Origin of the sequence: Streptomyces sp. NPDC101152, from assembly GCF_044768275.1 — a bacterium.
Lineage (GTDB): Bacteria > Actinomycetota > Actinomycetes > Streptomycetales > Streptomycetaceae > Streptomyces.
In genome coordinates this window covers 1-23221 of record NZ_JBIWPO010000014.1, presented here as the reverse complement: position 1 = coordinate 23221, position 23221 = coordinate 1, and the positions used below count along the sequence as shown (strand labels likewise).

Below are 23221 nucleotides of genomic sequence, written 5' to 3'. Positions count from 1 at the left end.
CCCTACGGGTGTCCCGGAACGCGTCGACGACTACGTCTGTGGCGTGGCGGCCGCCGCCTTCGCCGCCCGGCGGGATCTCCACTCTCTTCGGGCGAAGAAGAAGCGCAGGACGCCGACCGCGAGGAACAGCAGGGCGATGCCGGCCCGGGCCAGGCCTCCTATGGTGAAGAACCAGTAGAAGCCCAGGCCGGCGAAGAACGCGCAGATGGCGATGACCAGCGGCTCGCGGATGTGGAAGGGCAGGACGCGGAGGATCAGGTTGATCAGCATCGGGCAAGTCGACCAGCCCGGTCCCCCGCCTGTCCACAGCCTTTCCGCAGCCTGTCTAGAGCCTTTGGAGGATCGTGCCGGTGGCGAGGGCGCCGCCCGCGCACATGGTGATGAGCGCGAACTCCTTGTCCGTGCGTTCCAGTTCGTGCAGGGCGGTCGTGATGAGGCGGGCCCCGGTGGCCCCGACCGGGTGCCCGAGGGCGATCGCGCCGCCGTTGACGTTGACCTTCTCCAGGTCCTGCTCGAAGACCTGCGCCCAGCTCAACACCACCGATGCGAACGCCTCGTTGATCTCGACGAGGTCGATGTCCTTCAGGGTCATGCCCGCCTTGCCCAGCACCGTCCGGGTCGCGTCGATCGGGCCGTCGAGGTGGAAGTGCGGGTCGGCGCCGACCAGCGCCTGGGCCACGATCCGCGCCCGGGGCCGTAGCTTCAGGGCCCGCGCCATGCGCTTGGAGGCCCACATGACGGCCGCGGCGCCGTCGCTGATCTGGGACGAGTTGCCGGCGGTGTGGATGGCGGTCGGCATGACCGGTTTCAGTTTCGCCAGCGCCTCCATGGAGGTGTCGCGCAGGCCCTCGTCCCGGTCGACCAGTCGCCACATTCCCTGACCGGCGCGCTGCTCGTCCTCGGTGGTGGGCACCTGGACGGCGAAGGTCTCCTTCTTGAAGCGTTCCTCGGCCCAGGCGGTCGCCGCCCGCTCCTGCGAGATGAGGCCGAGCGAGTCGACGTTCTCGCGGGTCAGTCCGCGGTGCCGGGCGATGCGTTCCGCCGCCTCGAACTGGTTGGGGAGGTCCACGTTCCACTCGTCGGGGAACGGCTTCCCGGGGCCGTGCTTGGAGCCCGAGCCCAGCGGGACGCGCGACATCGCCTCGACGCCGCAGCTGATGCCGACGTCGATGACGCCGGCCGCGACCATGTTGGCGACCATGTGCGAGGCCTGCTGCGAGGAGCCGCACTGGCAGTCGACGGTCGTCGCGGCCGTCTCGTACGGCAGCCCCATGGTCAGCCAGGCCGTGCGCGCGGGGTTCATGGACTGCTCGCCGGCGTGGGTCACCGTGCCGCCGACGATCTGCTCGACCGCGTCGGCGGGGATGCCGGTGCGGCCCAGGAGCTCACGGTAGGTCTCGCCCAGGAGATAGGCGGGGTGCAGGTTGGCGAGCGCTCCGCCGCGCCTGCCGATCGGGGTCCGTACGGCTTCGACGATCACGGGTTCCGCGGCCATGGGGGATCCTCTCCTCCGGTACCCGCGCGGCGCGGGGGCGTCCCGGCCGGCCCCGCCACGCTGAACTAGTACGTGTTCTAGTTCTGCCAGCAGTCTGCTGACAGGGTGTGCGCAACCGCAAGAGGCGTGCAAGCAATTGAGCGTGCCGTACCCCTTGCCTCTTGTAGGACCCGTTACTACCTTCACGGCAAACCTGATGGACCGTCAGAACACGGAACACCGGCTGGAGTGAGTCCCATGCCCTGTCCAGCTCTTCCCGACGGGTTCGACTTCACCGACCCCGATCTGCTGCACGCCCGTGTGCCCCTGCCGGAGTTCGCCGAGCTGCGCCGGGCCGAACCGGTGCGCTGGATCCCCCAGCCGGGCAACGTGGCCGGCTTCCAGGACGAGGGGTACTGGGCCGTCACCCGGCACGCGGACGTCAAGTACGTCTCCACGCACCCCGAGCTGTTCTCCTCGTACCTCAACACGGCGATCATCCGCTTCCACGAGAACATGCAGCGCGACGCGATCGACGCCCAGCGGCTGATCCTGCTCAACATGGACCCGCCCGAGCACACGCGCGTGCGCCAGATCGTGCAGCGCGTGTTCACGCCCCGGGCCATCCGGGCGCTGGAGGACCGGCTGCGCGAGCGCGCCCACGCCATCGCCGGGCAGGCCCGCGCCCGCTCCGGGCCCTTCGACTTCGTCACCGACGTCGCCTGCGAACTGCCCCTGCAGGCCATCGCCGAGCTCATCGGCATCCCGCAGGACGACCGGGCGAAGATCTTCGACTGGTCCAACAAGATGATCGCGTACGACGACCCGGAGTACGCCATCACCGAGGAGATCGGCGCCCAGTCGGCCGCCGAGCTGATCGCCTACGCCATGAACATGGCCGCGGAACGCAAGCAGTGCCCGGCGAAGGACATCGTGACCAAACTGGTGGCGGCGGAGGACGAGGGGAACCTGAACTCGGACGAGTTCGGCTTCTTCGTGCTGATGCTGTCCGTCGCCGGCAACGAGACCACCCGCAACGCCATCACCCACGGTATGCACGCCTTCCTCACCCACCCCGAGGCGTGGGAGCTGTACAAGAGGGAGCGGCCCCACACGGCGGCCGAGGAGATCGTGCGGTGGGCGACCCCGGTCAACGCCTTCCAGCGCACCGCCACCCAGGACATGGAACTCGGCGGCAAGCAGATCAGGAAGGGCGACCGGATCGGCATCTTCTACGCGGCCGCCAACCACGACCCCGAGGTCTTCACCGACCCCGACACCTTCGACATCCTGCGCGACCCCAACCCGCACCTCGGCTTCGGCGGCGGAGGCCCGCACTACTGCCTCGGCAAGTCGCTGGCGGTCCTGGAGATCGACCTGATCTTCAACGCCGTCGCCGAGGCCCTGCCGGACCTGACCCTGGTCGAGGACCCGGACCGGCTGCGCTCCTCGTGGATCAACGGCGTCAAGCACCTTCAGGTGCGGGCGGGTTGACGACCGCCGCGGGGGGCTGAAGATCTCGGGCCGGCGGCCTCCCGGAGCCGCCGGCCCGTCCCGCGGTTCCCGAGGGAGGCAGGAACATCCCCCCTACGCCCCGTTCCTGCCTCCCCCGAGGGCCGCGGCGGGTCAGCTCGGTGCCGGTTCCTTCGCCGTCGTGGGACTCTCGGTCACGGCCGGAGCCTTCGCGAACCTCGCCCGCGGGCCCTGCAGCAGGTACGTCAGCGCGAACCCGGCGCCGACGACCGCCGCGCCGCCCACGGCGTCCAGGACCCAGTGGTTGCCGGTGGCCACGATCGCGGAGACGGTGAAGAGCGGGTGCAGCATCCCGAGCGCCTTCATCCACCACGCCGGTGCGATGACCGCTATCACCAGCCCGCACCACAGCGACCACCCGAAGTGCAGCGAGGGCATCGCCGCGTACTGATTGGTCAGGGCGGTCAGGGCGCCGTAGTCCGGCTTGGAGAAGTCCTGCACGCCGTGCACGGTGTCGATGATGCCCAGGCCGGGGAGGAGGCGCGGCGGGGCCAGCGGGTAGAGCCAGAAGCCGATCAGGGCGAGCAGGGTGGCGAAGCCGAGGGACGAGCGGGCCCAGCGGTAGTCCACCGGTCGGCGCCAGTACAGGACGGCGAGGACGGTCAGCGGCAGCACGAAGTGGAACGACTCGTAGTAGAAGCTGAGGAAGCCGCGCAGCCAGTCGGTCCTGTCCACCGCGTGGTTGACGGCGTACTCGATGTCGATGTGCAGGAACCGCTCGATGCCGAGGATCTGGTGCCCGTGCGCCTCGGCCCGCGCCCGCCCGTCGAGGCTGCTGTCACCGCTCGCCGCGAGCCTGATCTTCGAGTAGAAGGCGTAGGTGACCCGGATCAGCAGCAGTTCGAGCAGGAGGTTCGGACGGGTCAGCACCCGGCGCAGGTACGGCACCAGCGGTACGCGCCGGAAGCGGGCCGGGACCGGGGCGGCGTACTCGGTCGGGGTCGGCGCCCGGTAGTACGGCGAGGTGCGCGACAGGAACGGGACGAGGGTCGCGGCGGCCAGGGCGGCGAGCAGGACGACGTTGTCGCGCAGGGGGTCCATCGCGTCCACGTTCGGCAGCATCATCTTCGCGGGCAGCGTCATCACCAGGATGACGGCGACCGGCCAGACGTAGCGGTCCGAGGCCCGCTTGCCGACCCGGCCGGCCACCGCGAGCAGCACCCACAGCAACTGGTGCTGCCAGGTGGTCGGGGACACGGCGACCGCGGCGCAACCGGTGACGGCGACGGCGAGCAGCAGTTGGCCGTCGCGGGCGTAGCGGACGGCGCGGCGGAGGCCGAGGACGGCGACGGCGGTGCCGAGGGCGAAGAAGACGCCGATCTCCAGCGGACCGGTGAGGTCGAGGCGCAGCAGCGCGCCGTGCAGGGACTGGTTGGCGAGGGCGTCCGCCTTGCCGCCCAGGCCGGCGCCTGCCATGTGGTGGACCCAGTAGGTGTACGAGTCGTGCGGCATCGTCGCCCAGGCCAGCGCGGTGCTCGCGGCGAACGTGCCGCCGGTCCAGACGGCGGCCCGGCGCCGGCCGGTGAACCACAGCAGCGGGGCGAAGAGCAGCACCGTCGGCTGCAGGGCGGCGGCGACGCCGATCAGCGCACCGCTGGCGCGCTCACCGCGGACGACGAAGCAGCCGACCAGGACGAGCAGGACCGGCAGGATGCTGATCTGGCCGAGCCAGAGGGCGTTGCGCACGGGCAGCGACAGCATCAGCAGACTGATCGCGACGGGCGCGGCGAGCTGGGCGGTACGGCGGCTCACCGGGTGCGGCAGGGCGCGGGCGGCGACCAGGCCGAGGGCGACCACGAGCAGCAGCGTGCCGAAGGTCCAGCCCCAGCCGAGCGCCTGCTCGGCCGCGTTGGTGAGCGGCTTGAGGACCAGGCCGCCGAACGGGGTGCCGGTGAACCGCGTGGAGTCGTACAGCGAGCCCTTGACGTGCAGGACGCCGTTCGGGCCCACCCAGGTCTCCAGGTCCGTCAGCCGCTCACCCCTGGGGGTGCCGAGGACGACGGCCACCTGCCGGACGGCGAGGACCGCGGCGATGAGCCACAGGCCCAGACGGGCGACGCGCAGCCGTCCCCTGACGGCTCCGACGGCCGTCGTACCGAACGCTTCTGCCGGTCGTCCGCCATGCTCCACGTTCGCCACGCCCCGTAGGCCTCCCGCCCCATCGTCTCTGTGACCCCCCTGAGAGGAGACGCAGGCTACCCCTGCTTCACCTGTCGTCCGGCCGCCTTTTGTCTTGATGACGATAGTCCGCAGGGTGTGCGGTTGCCCGCGAGGGGCGCGAGAAGGATCACAGACGCACGTCGTGGAGGGCGCGCGAGGGCGGGCGTACGGGCCTGGACAGGCGCCGTTTTGGTGCACTGTGCAACCACTTGCCCACGGCACGTGAGGGCGACAAGGGACCCTATGGTCGATTTGCTATGTCCCTGCTTACCAAGTCCCCCCACAGTCCGCTTCCGTCCCCGACCCCCTCCCCCGCCCACGAGGTCACCGCCACCGATCCCGCCCTGGTCCGCCGTGCCGTGAAGGCCGCTGCGGTGGGCAACGCGATGGAGTGGTTCGACTTCGGCGTCTACAGCTACATCGCCGTGACGCTGGGCAAGGTCTTCTTCCCCTCCGGCAACCCCACCGTCCAGCTGCTGTCCACCTTCGGCGCCTTCGCCGCGGCCTTCCTGGTCCGCCCGGTCGGTGGTGCCGTCTTCGGACCGCTCGGAGACCGGATCGGCCGGCAGAAGGTCCTCGCCGTGACCATGATCATGATGGCGGCGGGCACCTTCTCGATCGGCCTGATCCCGTCGTACGCGACGATCGGCGTCGGCGCTCCGCTGCTGCTCCTGCTGGCCCGCCTGGTGCAGGGCTTCTCGACCGGCGGCGAGTACGCGGGCGCGTCCACCTTCATCGCCGAGTACGCGCCGGACAAGCGGCGCGGCTTCCTCGGGAGTTGGCTGGAATTCGGCACGCTGGCCGGTTACGTCGGCGGTGCGGGCCTGGTGACGCTGATGACGGCGCTGCTGTCCTCCCACGACCTGGTGACCTGGGGCTGGCGCGTCCCGTTCCTGATCGCGGGCCCGATGGGGCTCGTCGGCCTGTATCTGCGCCTGCGCCTGGAGGAGACTCCCGCCTTCGCCGCCGAGGTCGAGAGGGCCGAGGCCGGCCGCCCGAAGGTGCCGCTGCGCGAGATGGTCACCGGCCAGTGGAAGGCGCTGCTGCTCTGCGTCGGCCTGGTCCTGGTCTTCAACGTCACCGACTACATGCTGCTGTCCTACATGCCGAGCTACCTGACCAGCGAGCTGCACTACGACGAGACGCACGGCCTGCTCGTGGTGCTCGCGGTGATGGTGCTGATGATGGTGGTGCAGCCGTTCGCGGGCGCGCTGACGGACCGCGTCGGGCGCCGTCCGGTGATCGCGGCGGGCTGCGCGGGCTTCCTGTTCCTGTCCGTCCCGGCCGTGCTCCTGATCCGTCAGGGCAGCCTCGCGGCGGTCGCGCTCGGCATGGGCGCGCTGGGCCTGCTGCTGGTCTGCTTCACCGCCGCGATGCCGTCCGCCCTGCCGGCCCTCTTCCCGACCCGGGTGCGCTACGGCTCCCTGTCGATCGGCTTCAACGTGTCGGTGTCCCTGTTCGGCGGCACGACCCCGCTGGTCGTCACGGCCCTGATCGGCGCGACCGGCAACATGATGATGCCCGCGTACTACATGATGGCGGCGGCCGTGATCGGCGGCACGGCGGTGTGGTTCATGTCCGAGTCGGCGGGGCGGCCGCTGCCGGGGTCCCCACCGTCGGTTGAGCGCTGATCGCTCCGCGGGGAGTGCCGGGATGGGCCGTCGGTCGTCTGCGGGTCCGCTGTGGCTGGTCGCGCAGGTCCCCGCGCCCCTTTGGGGCGCCAGGGGCGGTCCGCCGTGCGAGGCTGTTCGCGTAGGAAATCGGCCGACCGTTTGAAAGGCACAGGTGAATGAGCGAGTCGCAGCTCTGGGACGCCGTTGACGACTACTTCTCCGCCCAGCTCTCGCCGAACGACGAGGCACTGGAGGCGGCCCTGCGCGACAGCGAGGCGGCCGGCCTCCCGCACATCGCCGTCAGCGCGCCCCAGGGCCGGTTCCTGCAGCTCCTCGCCCAGATCCAGGGCGCCCGCACCATCCTGGAGATCGGCACCCTCGGCGGCTACAGCACCATCTGGCTGGCCCGCGCCCTCCCCGAGGACGGCAGGCTGATCTCCCTCGAGTACAGCTCCCGGCACGCCGAGGTCGCCACCCGCAACATCGCGCGCGCCGGCCTCGACCGCCTCGTCGAGGTGCGCGTCGGCCCCGCCCTGGAGTCGCTGCCCAAGCTCGCCGACGAGAACCCGCCCCCCTTCGACCTGGTCTTCATCGACGCCGACAAGGTCAACAACCCGCACTACGTGGAGTGGGCGCTCAGGCTCACCCGCGCCGGCAGCCTGATCGTGGTGGACAACGTCGTACGGCAGGGCCGGGTCGCCGACGCGGACAGCACCTCCCCGGACGTCGTCGGCACCCGCGCCGCCATCGAACTCATCGGCACACACCCGAGGTTGACCGGTACGGCCATCCAGACGGTGGGCGCCAAGGGCTACGACGGGTTCGCGCTGGCGCGGGTGCTGTAGCCCCTAGAACTCGTGGTAGAAGCCGACATTCACGCTGCGGGGCGCGGTGCGGTCGCGGATGACGATCTCGCCGTTGCCGCCCCGGGGCAGCGCGACCGTGCCGCCGTACTCCAGGGGCTGCGCGTACTCGCCGACGACCAGGCGGACTTCGGACGACGGGTCGGGCTGCGAGCCGCGCAGCCACGTCACCTGCCAGGTGCCCTCGGGGCCGCACAGGAACTCCAGGTGCACACGGGAGACGAACAGCCAGTCGTCCGGCGTGGCCAGGCGGCACACGGACTTGTCCCGGCCCACCCGCAGCACGGCACCGGGCTCGCTCGGCGCGTCGGCCATCAGCATGCCCGCCGTGGCCCCCTCTTCCCCGGAGACGGTGGCCATGGTCAGTTCGAGCACGTGCGCTCCTCGTGAAGTGTCCTTACACAGCGGGCGCATGATAAATCGCCCGGCCAGGTCGCGTCCGGCACAATGGAGTCATGACCGAGCGAAAGCCACCGGGCGTCCCGTTCGAGTCCTGGGTCGACAAACAGATCCGTGAGGCCGAGAGGCGCGGAGAGTTCGCCCAACTCGCCGGTGCGGGCAAGCCGTTGCCCGCCGGAACCGACACCTCGTACGACGAACTGTGGTGGATCAAGCAGAAGATGGCCCGCGAGGGCCTTTCCGTGCTGCCGCCGACGCTCGCCCTGCGCAAGGAGGCCGAGGACGCCCTCGCGGCCGCGTACGCCGCCCCCTCGGAGCGCCTCGCACGCGAGATCGTCACGGATGTCAACGTCAAGATCCGCGACATGATGTTCAAGCCGCCGCCCGGGCCCCCACTCGGGATGAAGCCGTACGACGTCGAAGAGGTCGTACGCGAGTGGCACAGGCGCCGGACGGCGGCCGGAGAGTCGGAGGCGTCAGCCGTGTAGCAGGCGCTCGGCGAGTTCGCGGTAGTCGCGCAGGGCGAGCCGGAGCTGCTCGGTGTCGGGCTGCGTGCCCTTGGTCCTGCCCTCGTCGCCGTCCTGCCAGGACATCCGCAGGGTCCGCCGGCGCCGGGTCACGGCTTCCGCGAACCGCCCGGCGATCTCCTCGACCACCTGGTCGGCCTCCCGCACGGCGTCCCGGGGTTCGTCGACGAACCCGGAGACGGCCTGCCGCAGCCTCAGTTCCAGCTTGTCGCTCTCCTCGTGGGCGAGGAGTTGGGTGGTGGAGCCCCCGCCCGCGGTGCGGTCAGTGGTTTTGGTGTTCGTGGTACCTGCGGCGCCGGTGCCCTCGAGGTCGGTGGTGTCGGTGACGCGAGGGGTGTCCGCGGTGCCGGGGGACTCGGAGCGGGCCTCGTCCGGGGTCGGGAACGGGGGGACCGTCCGGCCGTGACCGCTGTCGCCGCCGCCCACCGGGCTCTCCCGGTCCGGGCCCGTCTCGCGGTTGGGCGTGGTCGGGGTCACCGTCGACCGCCTGGTACCGTCGCCGTCCGCGGTGTGCGCCGCGCCCGTTCCGGGGCCGGTCGTTGCGTCGGTCATGTCGATCAACTGCCCTTCACGTGCCGTCGGTTGAGAGCGAACGGGAGATGGCTCCGCCCGCTCGCCCGGGTGCTCGCCGGGGTCGTGGACCTGTCGTCGGCGTGGTGGATGGGCGAGGTCAGGTCCTCGAACAGGGCGCGGGCCTCGACCATGGCCTCGCGCAGTTCCTCGGTGTCGGCCCGGTCGCCGTCGCGCCCGCCCGCGCCGACGCGGGCCACGCTGTGGACGTGCCGGTAGCCGTGGACGTGGTGGCCGTGGTGCACGGAGATCGCCTCGAGCTGCTCCTCGTACCCGCCGGCCGGGAAGCCGCGCACGGCGGCCAGCTCCGACAGCAGGCGGTCCGCCTCGGCCACCGCCTCCCGCGGCGAGTCGACGAACCGCTCCTGCGCGGCCGTCCAGCGCGCCTCGAACTGCTCGCGCTGCGCCGGTTCCAGCGCCCGCTCGCGCAGTGAGCCGTGCCGCTCCACGCGCTCGGCGAGCTCACGCTCGGCCGCCTGGGCGTCCCCGTCGTGCCGGGCCAGCGTCCGGTCGTACTCGGGCCCGAAGCGCCGCTTCAGGTTCCGGCCGCCGTGCGCGCCCCGGGCTCGCGAGGTCAGGACGGCCGCGACAACGACCACGGCCGCCACGATCACGATGAGAGCAATGATCAAGCCAGTGGACATGGGTGCCTTCCGGTGTGTCGGCCCCTCGGGCCGGTTCTTCGTCCGGGTTGCCCGCGAACCCCCGCTCAAACGGGACCCGGATCCGTGGGACCGGCGTGTCGAATGGGCCGCCTCCCGATCGACGCCGAGGGTGAGGGTGCCACTGGGGCGCCGGATCCGAGGAGGTTCTGATCATGGGTGAGGTCATCGCGCGGCTGGCGATGTCGCTGGACGGGTACATCGCGGGCCCCGAGTCGGGGCGGGAGCACCCGCTGGGCATCGGCGGGGAGCGGATGCACTCATGGGTGTTCGGGCTGCGCTCCTTCCGCAGGATGCAGGGCATGCGGGGCGGGGCGACGGGCCCCGACGACGACCTGCTCGCCGAGCACGTCCAGCGGCCGGGGGCGGTGGTGATGGGGCACGGCATGTTCATCACCGGCGAGGACCCGTGGGGCGAGGAGCCGCCCTTCCACACGCCGGTGTACGTCGTCACCCACCACCCCCGCGAGCCGCTGGTGCGTACGGGCACGACCTTCCACTTCGTCACCGAGGGGCCGGAGCGGGCGCTGGAACTGGCCCGCGCGGCGGCCGGCGACAAGGACGTCTCGCTGGCGGGCGGCGCGGACCTGGCGCAGCAGTTCATCCGCGCGGGGTGGCTGGACGAGCTGCTGCTGCACATCGTCCCGGTGCTCGCGTGCGGCGGCCGCCGCCTGTTCGACAACCTCGGCGACCAGCACATCGAGTGGCGCAAGACGCAGGTCCTCGACTCCCCCGAGGTCACGCACATCAGGTTGCGCAAGGTGGCTTCGCCGCCCGCCGAGTGATGCTGTGAGGCCGGGCCGGGCGGCGCCCGAGCGGCTCCAGGGCTCTTCTGACGGATCTCCGCGGCGTCGCGGCGATGGGCTTGCTTTCCGGCTACCCGATCAGTCGGACCGCCCGGCCGACACCGTCTCGAACCGCTTCGGGAGCCGATGGACGTCGCCGATGACCCTCGCCGGATCGGTGATCGTGTCGGTGGCGGACCCGGGAAGTCCCTCCTGCGCGCACCAGCGCTGCGGGAGGAGAAGGACGCCGGCCGTGAGCAGCAGCACGGTCCACAGCCGCAGGGTTCCGAGCTGGGACGCGTCGCCGATCAGGCCGGGCGCCAGATGCAGGCCCGTGAAGGCGGCCAGGGACCACACGGGGACGGGGTGCCGCAGCCCCAGGAACTCCCAGCACAGCGCGCCGACGAGCAGGCCGGCGGTGTAGTAGTCGTAGACGCCCGGGTCCAGCGCGATCCGGGCCGCGACCCCCAGCAACAGCACCGCCGGCCAGCGGCGTCGCACGACCGCGAGCACGCCCAGGCCGCAGCCCAGGACGAGCTGCGCCGTGCGGTCCCACGAGGGTGTCCCGGCCGAGGTGACGCCGAGCGCGCGCAGGGCGGAGGAGGGTTCGTTGACGATGGCGTACTGCGCGGCGGTGAGCGTGCCCGGGTCGGCGATCGCGAAGGGCAGCCAGGCGAGCAGGACGGTGGCGGCCGCGTAGACGGCGACGTGCCGCCGCCGCAGCCGGGGCACGGCCAGGACCAGCGGCAGGAAGGCCAGCGCCCAGGGCTTGGAGTCGGCGGCCAGGCCCAGGCAGAGCCCCGCCAGCGCCGGGCTGTCCGCGATCAGGGCCCGGACCGCGAGTACGGCGAAGAGCAGCGCCAGCACGTCGTCGAGATGGCCGTAGTGCACGGACAGCGACTCCCAGACGACGAGGAACAGGCCGCCGCCGAGGAGCACGGTCCGCCGCAGGGCGGTCGGCCGGCGCAGCAGGTCCGGGCGCGCGAGCACCGCGCAGCGCTCCAGGGTGTGCAGCACCAGCAGGCCGACGGCGGTCATCGCCAGCTGGCCCGCCACCATCCCGTTGTCCGGGCCGATCGAGCGCAGCGCCTGGGCGACGAGGAAGGCGACCGGACCGATCTGGAGGCTCGGATAGTTCGCGTAGAGGTGCAGGCCGCCCGCCGGGCTCGCGCCGGAACCGTCGAACAGCAGCGCACTGCCGTGGGCGAAGTAGTGCCAGGAGTAGCCGCCGCCCGGCATGTACACGAGCAGCCAGACCAGCGCCCACAGCCCGAGGGCCCACCGGTACCAGGTGTCTCGTGTCGACACGTCCCCACCTCCCGTTCAGCGGCTCCCTTGTGTGTGGATGCTTCCGGTGGGAAGACGTTCCTGCGGACCGGCCCGGTTCTGTCCGCAGTGGTTCTCATACGGTTTGTTCACTTCCACGACGTGGACACCCGAAGATCGGCCGCGCTACGTTCGGTACGGCAGTGATTGGTCGGACAGCGCGCTGGGACGCAGTGGACACGACTCGAGGGTGACTCGGTGATTGACGCGTGACGACCGACAACACTCAGTGGGCTCTGCCCTTCGCGCCTCGTATCCGCTCGGTTCGGCCTTCGGCGCCGGGGGTCGCGGACCGGCGTCGGCCCGATGCCGCCATCTGGACGTCCGTGGCCGGTATCGCGCTGTTCGCGCTGGTCGGAGCGAGCGCCCCGAACCACAACACGTTGCGGGCGCCGATCAGCTGGCTTCGCCTGCCCGCCATGTCGGGCACCGTCTCCGCGGCCCTCACCTACACCGCCGTCGTACTGTCCGGCCTGGGCACACTGGCCCTGCTGCACGCCCATGAACGGGGCTGGAGACCGAGAGCGCGGGCCCTGTTCGGCGCCGGTGCGGTCGCGGTGGTCGTCGTCGCCAACCTCACCCCCGTCGGCTCCTCCGACACGGCCAGCTACGCCGCGTACGGTCGGATCGCCGCGCTCGGCGGCGACCCGTACGTGACCACGCCGGCCGGTCTGGGCGGCGCCTACGCGCATCTGGTGAGCGACGCGTGGCGGCAGACACCGTCCGTGTACGGGCCGGTGGCGACCTGGTGGCAGGCGGGCGCGGCGTACGTCGGCGGGGACCTGCCCTGGCTGACGATCTGGGCGCTGATGCTGGCGAACGCGGCCGTCTTCCTCGGCACCGGCTGCCTGCTGATCCGCACCGCCGACGACCCGGTCCGCGCCGCCCTGCTGTGGAGCGCCAACCCGCTGCTGATCGGCGTGCTGGTCGCGGGCGGGCATCTGGACACCCTGGTCGCCTGCCTGGCCGTGTGCGCGGTGCACTTCGCTCGCAAAACCGTGGGACCGTACAACGATCTGATCGTCGGAGGGCTGGTCGGCCTGGCCTGTGCCGTCAAGATCAGTGCCGCTCTGCTCGGCGTCGGTCTGGCCTGGCCGCTGCTGCTTTCCGGCGCCTGGCGATCGGTCGCCCGGCAGGCGGTCGCCGCCGTGCTGACTCTGGTCGCCCTCTACGGCGTCTACGGCGTCCATGCCCTCGCTCCCCTCACGGGTGCCTCGCAGATGGTCTCCTCACCTTCGCTGTGGGCGGTGTTCACGTACTTCGGCACCAGATACCTGGGCCCGCACGCGGCCGCCACCGTCTCCGGACTCCTCTGGCCCGTCCTGATGTTCGCCGTCGCGTGGCTGCTGTACCGCCGTGTCCCGGCCGGGAGCCCGGCGGTGGTCGCCGTCCCCTTCGTGCTCGTCTTCGCCTGGGTCCTCACCGCGCCGTGGTCGATGCCCTGGTACCTGGCCCTCGCCTGGGCCCTGGCCGCCCTGGTCCGCCAGGGCCCCCTCACCCGGTACCTCATCGTCGCCACCGGCGTCCTGGCCCTGTTCCACAACAGCGGCGGCCACGGCTGGACGTGGTGAACGGCGACCTGGTCAGCCGATCTCGCTCGTCCGTCCCTTGTGGGGCTGTTCGCGTTCGGAGCCGCAGAGTTCTGCGTTCAGTTCGTGGACCAGTTGGACGAGGTCGGTCGGGCGGTCGGGGCCCCACCAGTCGCCCAGGAGCTCGGCGAGGGAGTCCTCCCGGGCCCGGGCGAGGCGGTCGGCGACCTCACGGCCGGTGTCGGTGAGGACGAGGTCGAGGCCCTCGCGGACGGCCAGGTGCCGCTCCTCGACCTGGCGGGCGGCTTCGAGGATGACCTCCAGCGGCACGGGGCTGCGCGTGGCGAGGACGGCCGGCTCCACCCAGCCGTACCGCCTGATCCGCAGCAGCAGCCAGCTCGCGCCCGGCAGCAGGTCGTAACCCGCCCGCTCGGTGATCTTCCGGTAGATCTCGCGCCGGCCCTCCCGGGTGCCGAGCACGGACAGCGCGCGGCACACCTCGTCGTAGGAGGAGCGTTCGACCGGGTTGCTGGCCAGTGTCTCCGTGACGTCGGGCGCGGTGACCGAGGCGCGCAGCCTGTCCTCCTTGAGGAACCAGGCCAGCAGGAAGCCGAGGACGGCGACGGGGGCCGCGTACAGGAAGACGTCCGTGATGGAGGAGGCGTACGCGTGCACGGCGGGGCCGCGCAGGGCCGGCGGGAGCGAACCGATGCCGCGCGGGTCGGACTTGAGCGCGTCCGGGGAGACGCCGGCGGGCAGCCGCACGCCCTGGAGGGCGTCCGCGAGCTTGCTGGAGAGACGGCCGGCGAAGACCGTACCGAAGATCGCCACGCCGAAGGACGCGCCGATGGAGCGGAAGAAGGTCGCGCCGGAGGTGGCGACGCCGAGGTCCTCGTAGGAGACCGCGTTCTGCACGATGAGCACCAGCACCTGCATGACGAGGCCGAGGCCCAGGCCGAAGACGAAGAAGTACAGGCTCATCACGGCGGTGGAGCTGTGCTCGTCGAGTCGGTGGAGCAGCAGGAGGCCGATCGTGGTGACGGCGGTGCCGGCGATCGGGAACACCTTCCAGCGACCGGTGCGGCTGACGATCTGTCCGGAGAAGGTGGACGACAGCAGCAGGCCGAACACCATGGGCAGCATGTGCACGCCGGAGAGGGTGGGGGTGACGCCCTTGACGACCTGGAGGAAGGTCGGCAGATAGGTCATCGCGCCGAACATCGCGAAGCCGACGATGAAGCTGATGACGGCGGAGAGGGTGAAGGTGCGGACGCGGAACAGCTTGAGCGGCAGGACGGGTTCGGCGGCCCGCCGCTCCACCTGGACGAAGGCGACGGCGAGGACGACGCCCAGCACGGCGAGGCCGATGATCTGCGGCGAGCTCCAGCTCCAGGTGGTGCCGCCGAGGGACGCCACCAGCACCAGGCAGGTGGCGACGGAGGCGATGAGGAGGGTGCCGAGGTAGTCGATGACGTGCCGGGTGTGCTTGCGGGGGATGCGCAGCACGGTCGCGATCACGCCGAGTGCGACGACACCGACGGGAAGGTTGACGTAGAACACCCAACGCCAGCTGAGGTGTTGGGTGAACAGCCCGCCGAGCAGCGGGCCGAGCACACTGGTCGCCCCGAACACGGCACCGAACAGCCCCTGGTACCGGCCGCGTTCCCGGGGCGGGACGATGTCCCCGACGATCGCCATCGACAGCACCATCAGCCCGCCGCCGCCCAGTCCCTGCACCGCCCGGAAGGCGATGAGCTGGGGCATGTTCTGCGCCATGCCGCACAGCGCGGAGCCGACCAGGAAGATCACGATCGCGGTCTGGAAGAGGCGTTTGCGCCCGTACTGGTCGCCGAGCTTGCCCCACAGCGGAGTCGCGGCGGTCGAGGCCAGCAGGTACGCGGTGACGACCCACGAGAGGTGTTCGAGGCCGCCGAGATCGCTGACGATCGTCGGCAGCGCGGTCGACACGATGGTCTGGTCGAGCGCCGCGAGCAGCATCCCGAGCAGCAGGGCACCGATGGAGACGAGGACGTTCCCCGGTACGTGCGGGTCGCGTGCCTCGCGTAGGTGCCCGGTCACTGCGGGCGCGTCCCCTGCCATGAGGGCCTCCCAGGGTCAAGTCATTCCGTGGCGTGTCCGCCGCGTTTTCCCATCCTGCTGGGAGTGACCGGATATGGCCTGTCGAGTCCTCCGGAAGCCAGGATTCCGGGGGCTTGCGGGAGAAGGGGTGGAGAAGATCTGCATAATCCTTGGAGCATGCGAGGGGAGCGAGAGAGCAGCGTGGAGGGAGGGACGAACGCGTGACAGACCCGGAGGGTCGGCGGTGCCCGGAGTGCGGTGCGCCGAGAGACCCCGACAACACGCCGTCCTGTCTCTGCGCCCGACGCGTGTCCGAGGCCCTGCGCGAGACCCGCACGGCGGAGGCGGCCGCGGCGGAGGACTTCGATCCGCTGCGCATACGGCCGTACGTGGAGCTGGAGGGGCCCGGCACCGGCCAGGAGGCCGACGCGACGATGCCGTTACGGGCGATCCATCCCGAGGGGCCTGATGAGGGCGTGGGCGTGACGTCCGCGCCGCCGGTTCCTCCCGGGGACGGGCCCAGCACTCAGGACCTGCGGCTGTTCGAGGAGGGGCGACGGGGGCAGGCCCCGGGGGACGACACCCGCAGGCCGCGCGGTCGTCGCCGTACCGTGCTGCTGGGCACGGTCGGGGCGGTGGTCGCCGTGGTGGCCGCGGCGGGGCTGGCGAGCGGGGTGTTCTCCTACGAGCCGCCCTCGCGGGAGAGCGCGCTGCCGGACGGCGTACGGGCGAGAGTGCCCGAGGCCTCGACGAGCCCGGCACCCACGAAGCCGTCGGGCCGGGCGGCGGTTCCGGTACGGCCGTCCGCCGCGCCGCTGCCTCCGGCCGGCGCTTCCCTGTCCCCCTCACCGACACCGTCCGCGACGGCGAGTTCCTCGCCCTCCCCGTCGGGTTCGCCGAAGCCGGCGAGCACTCCGCCCACGATCACGGCCACCGGCACGGTCGGCTTGCCCCACGCCCAGCCCAAGCCCCAGGCTCCGCCCGCGGTCCTGCGCCGCGGCTCGGCGGGCCCCGAGGTCACCGAACTCGAACTGCGCCTCACCCAGGCGGGCTTCTACACCCGCACGCCCGGGGGCCTCTACGACGAGGGCGTCCAGGACGCGGTGACCCGATACCAGCAGGCGCGTGGGCTCAAGGTGCCGGAGTACGGGGTGTACGACCTGCTGACCCGGTCACGTCTGGAGTCGGAGACGACCAAGCCGTGAGGGGCCCGGCGCACGGGTGCGGGGAGTTCTAGCCCACGTAGAGACGGATCTCGCCGTCGGCCGTCGCTTCCACCCGTATCTGGGTGAGGTCCCGGACGACGACGTCCGGGTCGTGGACGTCGGCCCGCGGCCCCACTCCGACCACGCCCATGCCCGCGGCCCGGCCCGCGGCGATGCCGGCCGCCGAGTCCTCGAACACGACACAGTCCGCCGGTTCCACGCCGAGTTCGGCGGCCCCCTTCAGGAAGCCCTCGGGGTCCGGCTTGCTGGCGCCCACGCACTCGGCCGTGACGCGCACCTCGGGCGGTTCGAGCCCCGCCGCGGTCATCCGGGCCGTCGCCAGGGCGATGTCCGCCGAGGTCACCAGCGCGTGCGGGAGCCCGCGCAGGGACGCGAGGAAGGCCCCCGCCCCGGCGATCGGCACGACCCCGTCCACGTCGGCGGTCTCCTCCGCGAGCATCCGCGCGTTGTCCGCGAGGTTCTGCTCCACCGGCCGGTCCGGGAGCAGCAGCGCCATGGTCGCGTGCCCCTGCCGTCCGTGCGCCACCTTCATCACCTCGTCGCCGTCCAGCCCGTGCCGCTCGGCCCAGCGCCGCCAGATGCGCTCGACGACGGCGTCGGAGTTCACGAGGGTGCCGTCCATGTCGAGCAGGAGGGCGCGGGCGGTGAGGACGGTGGGCACGGTGGTGACCGTCATCGGCAGCTCCAAGGCGTGGCGGAGAGGGGGCGTCGGTCGGCCCCGGAGGGGACAAGGCGGCCCCGCCCGCCGGTCAGGGAGAGCGGGCGGGAGCCACTTTGTTCCTCCACGGTACAAAACCGTTCCGGTATCCGCCACCGCTCGGCGCAGAGTTCATCCGGCGTTCAGCCGGGCCGGCCGCGTCAGCCCGCCACCGCCTCCCACAGGCCCCACACGCCGAGCCCCAGCATCAGCAGCGCCGCGATCTTGGTGATCAGGGCCAGCGGCACCCGCCTCATCAGCGCCTTTCCGCCGACGATGCCCAGTCCGGCCACCGCCCACAGCGCCAGCACCGCGCCCAGCCCGACGGAGATCGGGTCGTTGTAACGGGCCGCGAGATTCGCCGTCATGATCTGGGTGAGGTCACCGAACTCGGCGACCAGGATGAGCATGAACCCGGCGCCCGCGACCTTCCAGAAGGACTGGTCCTCCGGCTTGCGGATCTCCTCCTCGCCGTCGCCCTTCCTCAGCAGCAGCACCGCGGCGCCGGCCAGGAACAGCACGCCCGTCAGCGCGTGCACGAGCCGCTGCGGCAACAGCGTGAGCACGCTGCCGGCCGCGACGGCCAGGACGACGTGCAGGGCGAAGGCGGCGGCGACGCCGGCGAAGACGTACGAGGCGCGGTAGCGCGTGCCCAGCACGAGTCCGGCGAGCGCGGTCTTGTCCGGGAGCTCCGCGAGGAAGACGACGCCGAAGACGAGCGCCGTGACGGTGATGCTGATCAAGAGGTCCTCAATCGGTCGGGCCGCCCCGCCGAGAGTGATCCGTCTTCGGGAACGACACCTCGGCACGGCAGCACACTCGACGCCCGCCGTACGACACGGGCGTGCACTGCTGGCCGAAGGTCTCGCTGGCGAGGTCCGCGTGGACCCGCCTCCGGGCGCCGGCTCAGACGAGCTGAGCAGTATGTCGACGGTCCGGCGAAGAGCTACTCCCCTTCTGCGCCGTCCATCGTACGCGAGAGAAAGTTCGACCGTGAACCTTGTGATGTCATGCACGCATCATTAACTTCTTACCGGACACTCACCTTCCGGCAACAGAGCAGCGTGAGTATTCCCCTGCCTCCCCTCCAACACCCCCACTCCACCAGGGAGTTCGCATGCCGAAGTTCTACGCGCGTCGACGGCTCAGCATACTCGCGACTCTTACCGGACTCATAGCCTCCGCCGCCCTCTTCAACGGCCCGACCGCCTCCGCCGCCCTCCCCACCCCGGTCAGCGCCGCCACCGCGCGCACCTACCTCGCCTCGCTCACCGTGGCGACCGAGAGCCGCACCGGCTACAGCCGGGACCTGTTCCCGACCTGGATCACCATCTCCGGGACGTGCGACACCCGCGAGTACATCCTCAAGCGGGACGGATCGAACGTCGTCACCGACTCCGCCTGCGCCGCCACCAGCGGCAGCTGGTACTCCCCCTACGACGGCGCGACCTGGACCGCCGCCTCCGACGTTGACATCGACCACCTGGTGCCGCTGGCCGAGGCCTGGGACTCCGGCGCGAGCAGGTGGACCACCGCCCAGCGCCAGGCCTTCGCCAACGACGTCACGCGCCCGCAGCTCCTCGCCGTCACGGACAACGTCAACCAGTCCAAGGGCGACCAGGACCCCTCCACCTGGGTCCCGTCCCGGACCGCGTACGTCTGCACCTACGTCCGCGCGTGGGTCCAGGTGAAGTACTACTACGACCTCGCGGTCGACTCCGCCGAGAAGTCCGCCCTCACCGGCCACCTCGCCGGCTGCTGACCCCGTGGCGCGCGGCTGATTCCGTGCCGGAACCTCGCCACTGACCTCCGTCGTTCCGTACCGTACGGGGCGACGGAGGAGGGCGACGAGGTGGCCGAACTGCGCCTGGGACCACTGCTGAGGTATGCCGACGGGTCGAGCGCGACCGTGTGGGTCGAGGCGGGCCGGCCGTGCACCGCCGAGGTGCGCTGCGCCGACGGTTCGTCCGGGTCGGCCCGCACCTTCCAGATCTGCGGCCACCACTACGCCCTGATCCCGGTCACCGGCCTCACCCCCGGTACGGCGACGGCGTACGAGGTGTTCCTGGACGGCACGCGCGTGTGGCCGGAGCCCGACTCCCCCTTCCCGCCGTCCGTGATCAGCTTCCCGGCCGACGGCGACGCCGTCCGCGTCTCCTTCGGCTCCTGCCGCTGGGCCGCCCCGCCCGCCGACGGCCACGACCCCGTCGGCCCGGACGCCCTGGACGCGCTCGCGAGCCGCGTCGCCGCCGACCCGGAAGGCGAACGCCCGGACGTGCTGCTGCTGTTGGGCGACCAGGTGTACGCCGACGAGGTCTCCGACGCCACCCGCCGCTGGCTGGCCGCGCGGCGCGACCTGAGCGAGCCGCCGGGCAGCGAGGTCGCGGACTACGAGGAGTACACCCGCCTCTACCACGAGTCCTGGCTCGACCCCGAGGTACGCTGGCTGCTGTCCACCGTGCCGAGCTGCATGATCTTCGACGACCACGATGTCATCGACGACTGGAACACCTCCGCCGCCTGGCTCGAGGACATGCGCGCCACGCCGTGGTGGCGGGAGCGGCTGCTGAGCGGCCTGATGTCGTACTGGGTGCACCAGCACCTGGGCAACGTGTCCCCGGACACGCTGGCCGCCGACCCGCTCTACCGTGCCGTAAGCGAACTCCCCGACGGTACCGACGAGTTGCGTGCCTTCGCCTGCCGTGCCGACGCCGACTCGGCCTCGGTGCGCTGGAGTTACCGGCGCGACTTCGGCCGGGTGCGGCTGCTGATGGTCGACTCGCGGGCGGCCCGCGTCCTGGACGAGGAGCACCGCGCCATGCTCGACCCGGGCGAGGCGGAGTGGCTGCGCGAACAGGTGCTGGACGCGCGGGAGTCGTACGACCACCTCCTTCTCGGGACCTCGCTGCCCTGGCTGCTGCCGCACCTGGTGCACGACGCCGAGGCCTGGAACGCGGCCCTGTGCCGCGGCGATCGCGGGGCGCGCTGGGCACGGTTCGGGGAGGACCTGCGGCGGCGGGCGGACCTGGAGCACTGGGCGGCGTTCCCGGCCTCCTTCGCCGCGCTGGCGGACCTGATCGCCGAGGCCGGCTCCGGGGCCGGGGCGCCGGCGACCGTACTGGTGCTGTCGGGGGACGTGCATCACGCGTACGTGGCGGAGCCGAGGTGGGTCTCGGGGGCCGGGCCCGACGCGCGGGTGCTGCAACTGACCTGCTCGCCCGTGCACAACGCCGTCCCCCGGGCCATCCGGTTGGGCTTCCGCTTCGGCTGGAGCAGGGCGGCCCGCGTGCTGGGGCGCCGGTTCGCCCGGCACGGCAGGTGCGCGCCCCCGCCGGTCACGTGGCGCAGGACGGGCGGCCCCTGGTTCGGCAACCAGCTCATGACCCTGACGCTGAAGGGCCGTTCGGCACGACTACGCCTTGAGCAGGCGGGGACGGAGGGCGGGCTCACGGCTGTGGAGGACTCCACGCTCAGCACCGCGTGAGCCCTCCCGGATGGCTGAATGTTGAACTTGAAAGCATTATTTAGGTTGACCTAGCGTGAATCACTCACTCGGCTCGTCCCCCAGCCGGCCCGCCCCGGACCGGCCCGACCGAAGGAGTACCCCCCACATGACCGCTCGGCTCAACAGTGCCCAGCCCTATGCGCTGGGCCTGTTCCGCATCGTCGTCGGCCTGCTCTTCGCCTGCCACGGCGCGGCCTCGCTCTTCGGCGTCCTCGGCGGGGTGCCCGGCACGCACGGCGGCACCGTCGCGACCGGCGCCTGGCCGTTCTGGTACGCCGCCGTCATCCAGCTGGTCGGCGGAGTCCTCGTGCTGCTCGGCCTCGGCACGCGGTTAGCGGCGTTCCTCGCCTCCGGCTCGATGGCGTACGCGTACTTCAAGATGCACCAGCCGCACGCCCTGTGGCCGATGGAGAACGGCGGCGAGGCCGCGGCGATGTTCAGCTGGGCCCTGCTGCTGCTGGTCTTCACCGGGTCCGGCGCCTTCGGCCTGGACCGGCTGTTCGCCAGGCGCTCATCGGCCGAACGTCGGCGGACCGCGGAGCAGACGCCGGTCGCCGCCTGAACGACCGCGAAACCGGGCCTTCCCTCATCTGCGGGGGAAGGCCCTTCACGTGGCCGGACGACGCCCGGCCGGCGCCGGTGAACAACTTGTGTCGAACACACGCGCCCCCGATGGAACTCCTGTCACACTGCCCGCGTAGCCTGTAGGGCTGTTGATGGCCGCCCTGCCGCTCCCCCGCGACGAAGCGGCTCGGTCGGACCGACGGGGGAGTTCACGGGGAGTCGTGGTGCTGGAGAATCTGGGGTCGCTGACCGGCAGCCCTTGGATCTACGTCATGGTGGCGCTGTCGGTGCTGCTCGACGTGTTCCTGCCGGTGCTGCCCAGCGGCGTGCTGGTGATCACCGCCGCGACGGCGGCGGCCGCGGGTTCGGCGAGCGGCGCTGTGCCGCACAAGGTTCCGGACATCATCGGCCTCACCGTGTGCGCGGCCTGCGCCTCCGTCCTCGGCGACCTGGTCGCCTACCGCCTGGCCTGGCGCGGCGGCGCACGCCTGGACCGCGCCATCGCTCGCTCCCGTCGGCTCTCCACCGCGCAGGAACGTCTCGGCGCGGCCCTGGCCCGGGGCGGCGGCGCCCTGGTCATCCTCGCCCGGTTCGCCCCGGCGGGCCGCTCGGTCGTCTCCCTCGGTGCGGGCGCCGCCCACCGCCGTGCCCGCGACTTCCTGCCCTGGTCGGCCCTGGCGGGCCTGGCCTGGGCCGTGTACAGCGTGGCGCTCGGCTACTACGGCGGCCGGTGGCTGGGGACGACGTGGCTCGGCACCGGGGTGTCGGTGCTGGCATTGTTCGGGGCGGGCGCGGGGGCGGCGTACGTGATGCGCCGGCCGGCGAAGGCGTCGTAGCGGCTACGCGCTCGCCTTCTGGCCGCGGACCTCCAGGTTGTCGAGCAACTCCGCGGTGGCCTGGGCGATCGCGTCGACGGCGTGGTCGAACACCTCCCGGTTGTGCGCGGCCGGCGCCCGGAACCCGGACACCTTCCGCACGAACTGCAGGGCCGCGGCCCTGATCTCCTCCTCCGTCGCCTCTTCGGGCAACACGGGCGGACGCAGTGTCTTGATGCTCCGGCACATGACCCCAGTCTCACGCATACCGGGGGTCTGCCGCCAAGGTTCTACAGGGAGCTCAGGTCCGCCCGCCAGTCGTTGGAGATCGCCCAGTGGCCCTTCGGGTACTCCAGGTCGACCGGTCCGAGCAGCGTGAGACCGGCCCGGCGGCACACTTGGTTCGACGGAACGTTGTCCACGCTCGGAAAGGCGTGCAGATACCGGTGCCGACCGGCGTCCCGCGCGGCGGCCACGACGCCTCGGGCCGCCGCGGCGGCCAGCCCCCGCCCCTGGAACTCGGGCAGGATCCCCCATCCCGCCTCCCACACCACGCCGTCCCGCCACTCCCGTTCCCAGAACCCGGTGGAACCGACGGCCTCCCCGCTCTCCGCCGACACGACCCGGTACATCTGCCCCGGCCCCGCCTCGAGGTAGCGCCGATGCCGTGCGACGACCTTCTCCTCGCTCTCCGGCCCGCCCAAGTGCTCGGTCATCTCGGGGCTGTTGGCCCTCCGCAACAGCCACAGGTCCCCCTCACCCCACGGCTCCAGCCGTACCTTGTCCCCGCCCGCGATCTCCATTGGTAGTCAGGGGCGCGGTGCTCTTTCGAGCCCGTTTCCCCATTCCCCTTTCAATCCGTGCGTGCGGTTTTCCCGCACACGGCTTACCGGT

23 protein-coding genes are annotated in these 23221 nt (G+C 71.7%); 11 read left to right on the top strand and 12 right to left on the bottom strand.

The features are described from left to right. Nucleotides 1–30: 30 nt before the first annotated feature. Both ACIRVK_RS20045 and ACIRVK_RS20040 read right to left on the bottom strand, forming a co-directional pair. The gene (locus tag ACIRVK_RS20045; protein ID WP_404248794.1) at nt 31–270 is read right to left on the bottom strand and encodes a hypothetical protein; all 240 of its coding nucleotides are present in this window, start codon (nt 268–270) and stop codon (nt 31–33) included. 55 nt (nt 271–325) lie between these two features. Next, complete coding sequence (locus ACIRVK_RS20040) at nt 326–1495, bottom strand: steroid 3-ketoacyl-CoA thiolase (RefSeq protein ID WP_404248792.1); 1170 nt, start codon at nt 1493–1495, stop codon at nt 326–328. A gap of 237 nt (nt 1496–1732) precedes the next feature. Here ACIRVK_RS20040 and ACIRVK_RS20035 point away from each other — a divergent pair, with 237 nt between their 5' ends. Then, complete coding sequence (locus ACIRVK_RS20035) at nt 1733–2968, top strand: cytochrome P450 (RefSeq protein WP_404248790.1); 1236 nt, start codon at nt 1733–1735, stop codon at nt 2966–2968. A 132-nt stretch (nt 2969–3100) separates the two neighbouring features. Here the strand turns inward: ACIRVK_RS20035 and ACIRVK_RS20030 are convergent, their stop codons facing one another. After that, nucleotides 3101–5146: a phosphatase PAP2 family protein gene (locus ACIRVK_RS20030; protein ID WP_404248788.1), complete on the bottom strand. Its 2046-nt coding sequence runs from the start codon at nt 5144–5146 to the stop codon at nt 3101–3103. 278 nt (nt 5147–5424) lie between these two features. Between ACIRVK_RS20030 and proP the strand changes: the two genes are divergently transcribed. Beyond that, on the top strand, nt 5425–6798 hold the full coding sequence (gene proP, locus ACIRVK_RS20025) for a glycine betaine/L-proline transporter ProP (RefSeq protein WP_404248786.1): 1374 nt from the start codon (nt 5425–5427) through the stop codon (nt 6796–6798). A gap of 158 nt (nt 6799–6956) precedes the next feature. Next, nucleotides 6957–7625, top strand: coding sequence for an O-methyltransferase (locus ACIRVK_RS20020; RefSeq protein ID WP_404248784.1), 669 nt, complete (start codon nt 6957–6959; stop codon nt 7623–7625). A gap of 3 nt (nt 7626–7628) precedes the next feature. Here the strand turns inward: ACIRVK_RS20020 and ACIRVK_RS20015 are convergent, their stop codons facing one another. After that, nucleotides 7629–8018, bottom strand: coding sequence for a hypothetical protein (locus tag ACIRVK_RS20015; RefSeq protein ID WP_404248782.1), 390 nt, complete (start codon nt 8016–8018; stop codon nt 7629–7631). Nucleotides 8019–8098: 80 nt separating this feature from the next. Here ACIRVK_RS20015 and ACIRVK_RS20010 point away from each other — a divergent pair, with 80 nt between their 5' ends. After that, complete coding sequence (locus tag ACIRVK_RS20010; protein WP_404248780.1) at nt 8099–8530, top strand: DUF1992 domain-containing protein; 432 nt, start codon at nt 8099–8101, stop codon at nt 8528–8530. On the opposite strand, the gene ACIRVK_RS20005 is transcribed toward ACIRVK_RS20010, so the two are convergent. Then, on the bottom strand, nt 8519–9121 hold the full coding sequence (locus tag ACIRVK_RS20005) for a hypothetical protein (protein WP_404248779.1): 603 nt from the start codon (nt 9119–9121) through the stop codon (nt 8519–8521). The genes ACIRVK_RS20010 and ACIRVK_RS20005 overlap by 12 nt on opposite strands. 5 nt (nt 9122–9126) lie before the next feature. Beyond that, nucleotides 9127–9783, bottom strand: coding sequence for a hypothetical protein (locus tag ACIRVK_RS20000; RefSeq protein ID WP_404248777.1), 657 nt, complete (start codon nt 9781–9783; stop codon nt 9127–9129). Nucleotides 9784–9956: 173 nt separating this feature from the next. On the opposite strand from ACIRVK_RS20000, the gene ACIRVK_RS19995 reads away from it, so the two are divergent. Then, the gene (locus ACIRVK_RS19995; protein ID WP_404248775.1) at nt 9957–10586 is read left to right on the top strand and encodes a dihydrofolate reductase family protein; all 630 of its coding nucleotides are present in this window, start codon (nt 9957–9959) and stop codon (nt 10584–10586) included. Between the two features lie 99 nt (nt 10587–10685). Here the strand turns inward: ACIRVK_RS19995 and ACIRVK_RS19990 are convergent, their stop codons facing one another. Next, nucleotides 10686–11894, bottom strand: coding sequence for a hypothetical protein (locus ACIRVK_RS19990; protein WP_404248773.1), 1209 nt, complete (start codon nt 11892–11894; stop codon nt 10686–10688). 344 nt (nt 11895–12238) lie between these two features. On the opposite strand from ACIRVK_RS19990, the gene ACIRVK_RS19985 reads away from it, so the two are divergent. After that, nucleotides 12239–13483, top strand: a complete 1245-nt coding sequence (locus ACIRVK_RS19985; protein WP_404248771.1) for a hypothetical protein — start codon at nt 12239–12241, stop codon at nt 13481–13483. 12 nt (nt 13484–13495) lie between these two features. Here the strand turns inward: ACIRVK_RS19985 and ACIRVK_RS19980 are convergent, their stop codons facing one another. Next, entirely contained in the window at nt 13496–15541 is a 2046-nt protein-coding gene (locus ACIRVK_RS19980; protein ID WP_404248769.1) for an MDR family MFS transporter, read from the bottom strand. 287 nt (nt 15542–15828) lie between these two features. Here ACIRVK_RS19980 and ACIRVK_RS19975 point away from each other — a divergent pair, with 287 nt between their 5' ends. Continuing rightward, nucleotides 15829–16725, top strand: coding sequence for a peptidoglycan-binding protein (locus ACIRVK_RS19975; RefSeq protein ID WP_404248767.1), 897 nt, complete (start codon nt 15829–15831; stop codon nt 16723–16725). A 28-nt stretch (nt 16726–16753) separates the two neighbouring features. On the opposite strand, the gene ACIRVK_RS19970 is transcribed toward ACIRVK_RS19975, so the two are convergent. Further along, the gene (locus ACIRVK_RS19970) at nt 16754–17422 is read right to left on the bottom strand and encodes an HAD-IA family hydrolase (RefSeq protein WP_404248765.1); all 669 of its coding nucleotides are present in this window, start codon (nt 17420–17422) and stop codon (nt 16754–16756) included. 182 nt (nt 17423–17604) lie between these two features. Then, a complete protein-coding gene (locus tag ACIRVK_RS19965; RefSeq protein ID WP_404248763.1) occupies nt 17605–18186 on the bottom strand; it encodes a TMEM165/GDT1 family protein in 582 nt (193 codons plus the stop codon). A gap of 374 nt (nt 18187–18560) precedes the next feature. Here ACIRVK_RS19965 and ACIRVK_RS19960 point away from each other — a divergent pair, with 374 nt between their 5' ends. From ACIRVK_RS19960 to ACIRVK_RS19945, 4 genes are all read left to right on the top strand, one after another. Further along, the gene (locus ACIRVK_RS19960; protein ID WP_404248761.1) at nt 18561–19205 is read left to right on the top strand and encodes an HNH endonuclease family protein; all 645 of its coding nucleotides are present in this window, start codon (nt 18561–18563) and stop codon (nt 19203–19205) included. A gap of 90 nt (nt 19206–19295) precedes the next feature. After that, complete coding sequence (locus ACIRVK_RS19955; protein WP_404248759.1) at nt 19296–20927, top strand: alkaline phosphatase D family protein; 1632 nt, start codon at nt 19296–19298, stop codon at nt 20925–20927. Between the two features lie 127 nt (nt 20928–21054). After that, a complete protein-coding gene (locus tag ACIRVK_RS19950) occupies nt 21055–21510 on the top strand; it encodes a DoxX family protein (RefSeq protein ID WP_404248757.1) in 456 nt (151 codons plus the stop codon). A 226-nt stretch (nt 21511–21736) separates the two neighbouring features. Continuing rightward, nucleotides 21737–22348, top strand: a complete 612-nt coding sequence (locus ACIRVK_RS19945) for a DedA family protein (protein ID WP_404248755.1) — start codon at nt 21737–21739, stop codon at nt 22346–22348. A gap of 3 nt (nt 22349–22351) precedes the next feature. Here the strand turns inward: ACIRVK_RS19945 and ACIRVK_RS19940 are convergent, their stop codons facing one another. Both ACIRVK_RS19940 and ACIRVK_RS19935 read right to left on the bottom strand, forming a co-directional pair. Further along, nucleotides 22352–22576, bottom strand: a complete 225-nt coding sequence (locus ACIRVK_RS19940; RefSeq protein ID WP_404248753.1) for a DUF2277 domain-containing protein — start codon at nt 22574–22576, stop codon at nt 22352–22354. A 41-nt stretch (nt 22577–22617) separates the two neighbouring features. After that, on the bottom strand, nt 22618–23130 hold the full coding sequence (locus ACIRVK_RS19935) for a GNAT family N-acetyltransferase (protein WP_404248751.1): 513 nt from the start codon (nt 23128–23130) through the stop codon (nt 22618–22620). Nucleotides 23131–23221: the final 91 nt, after the last annotated feature.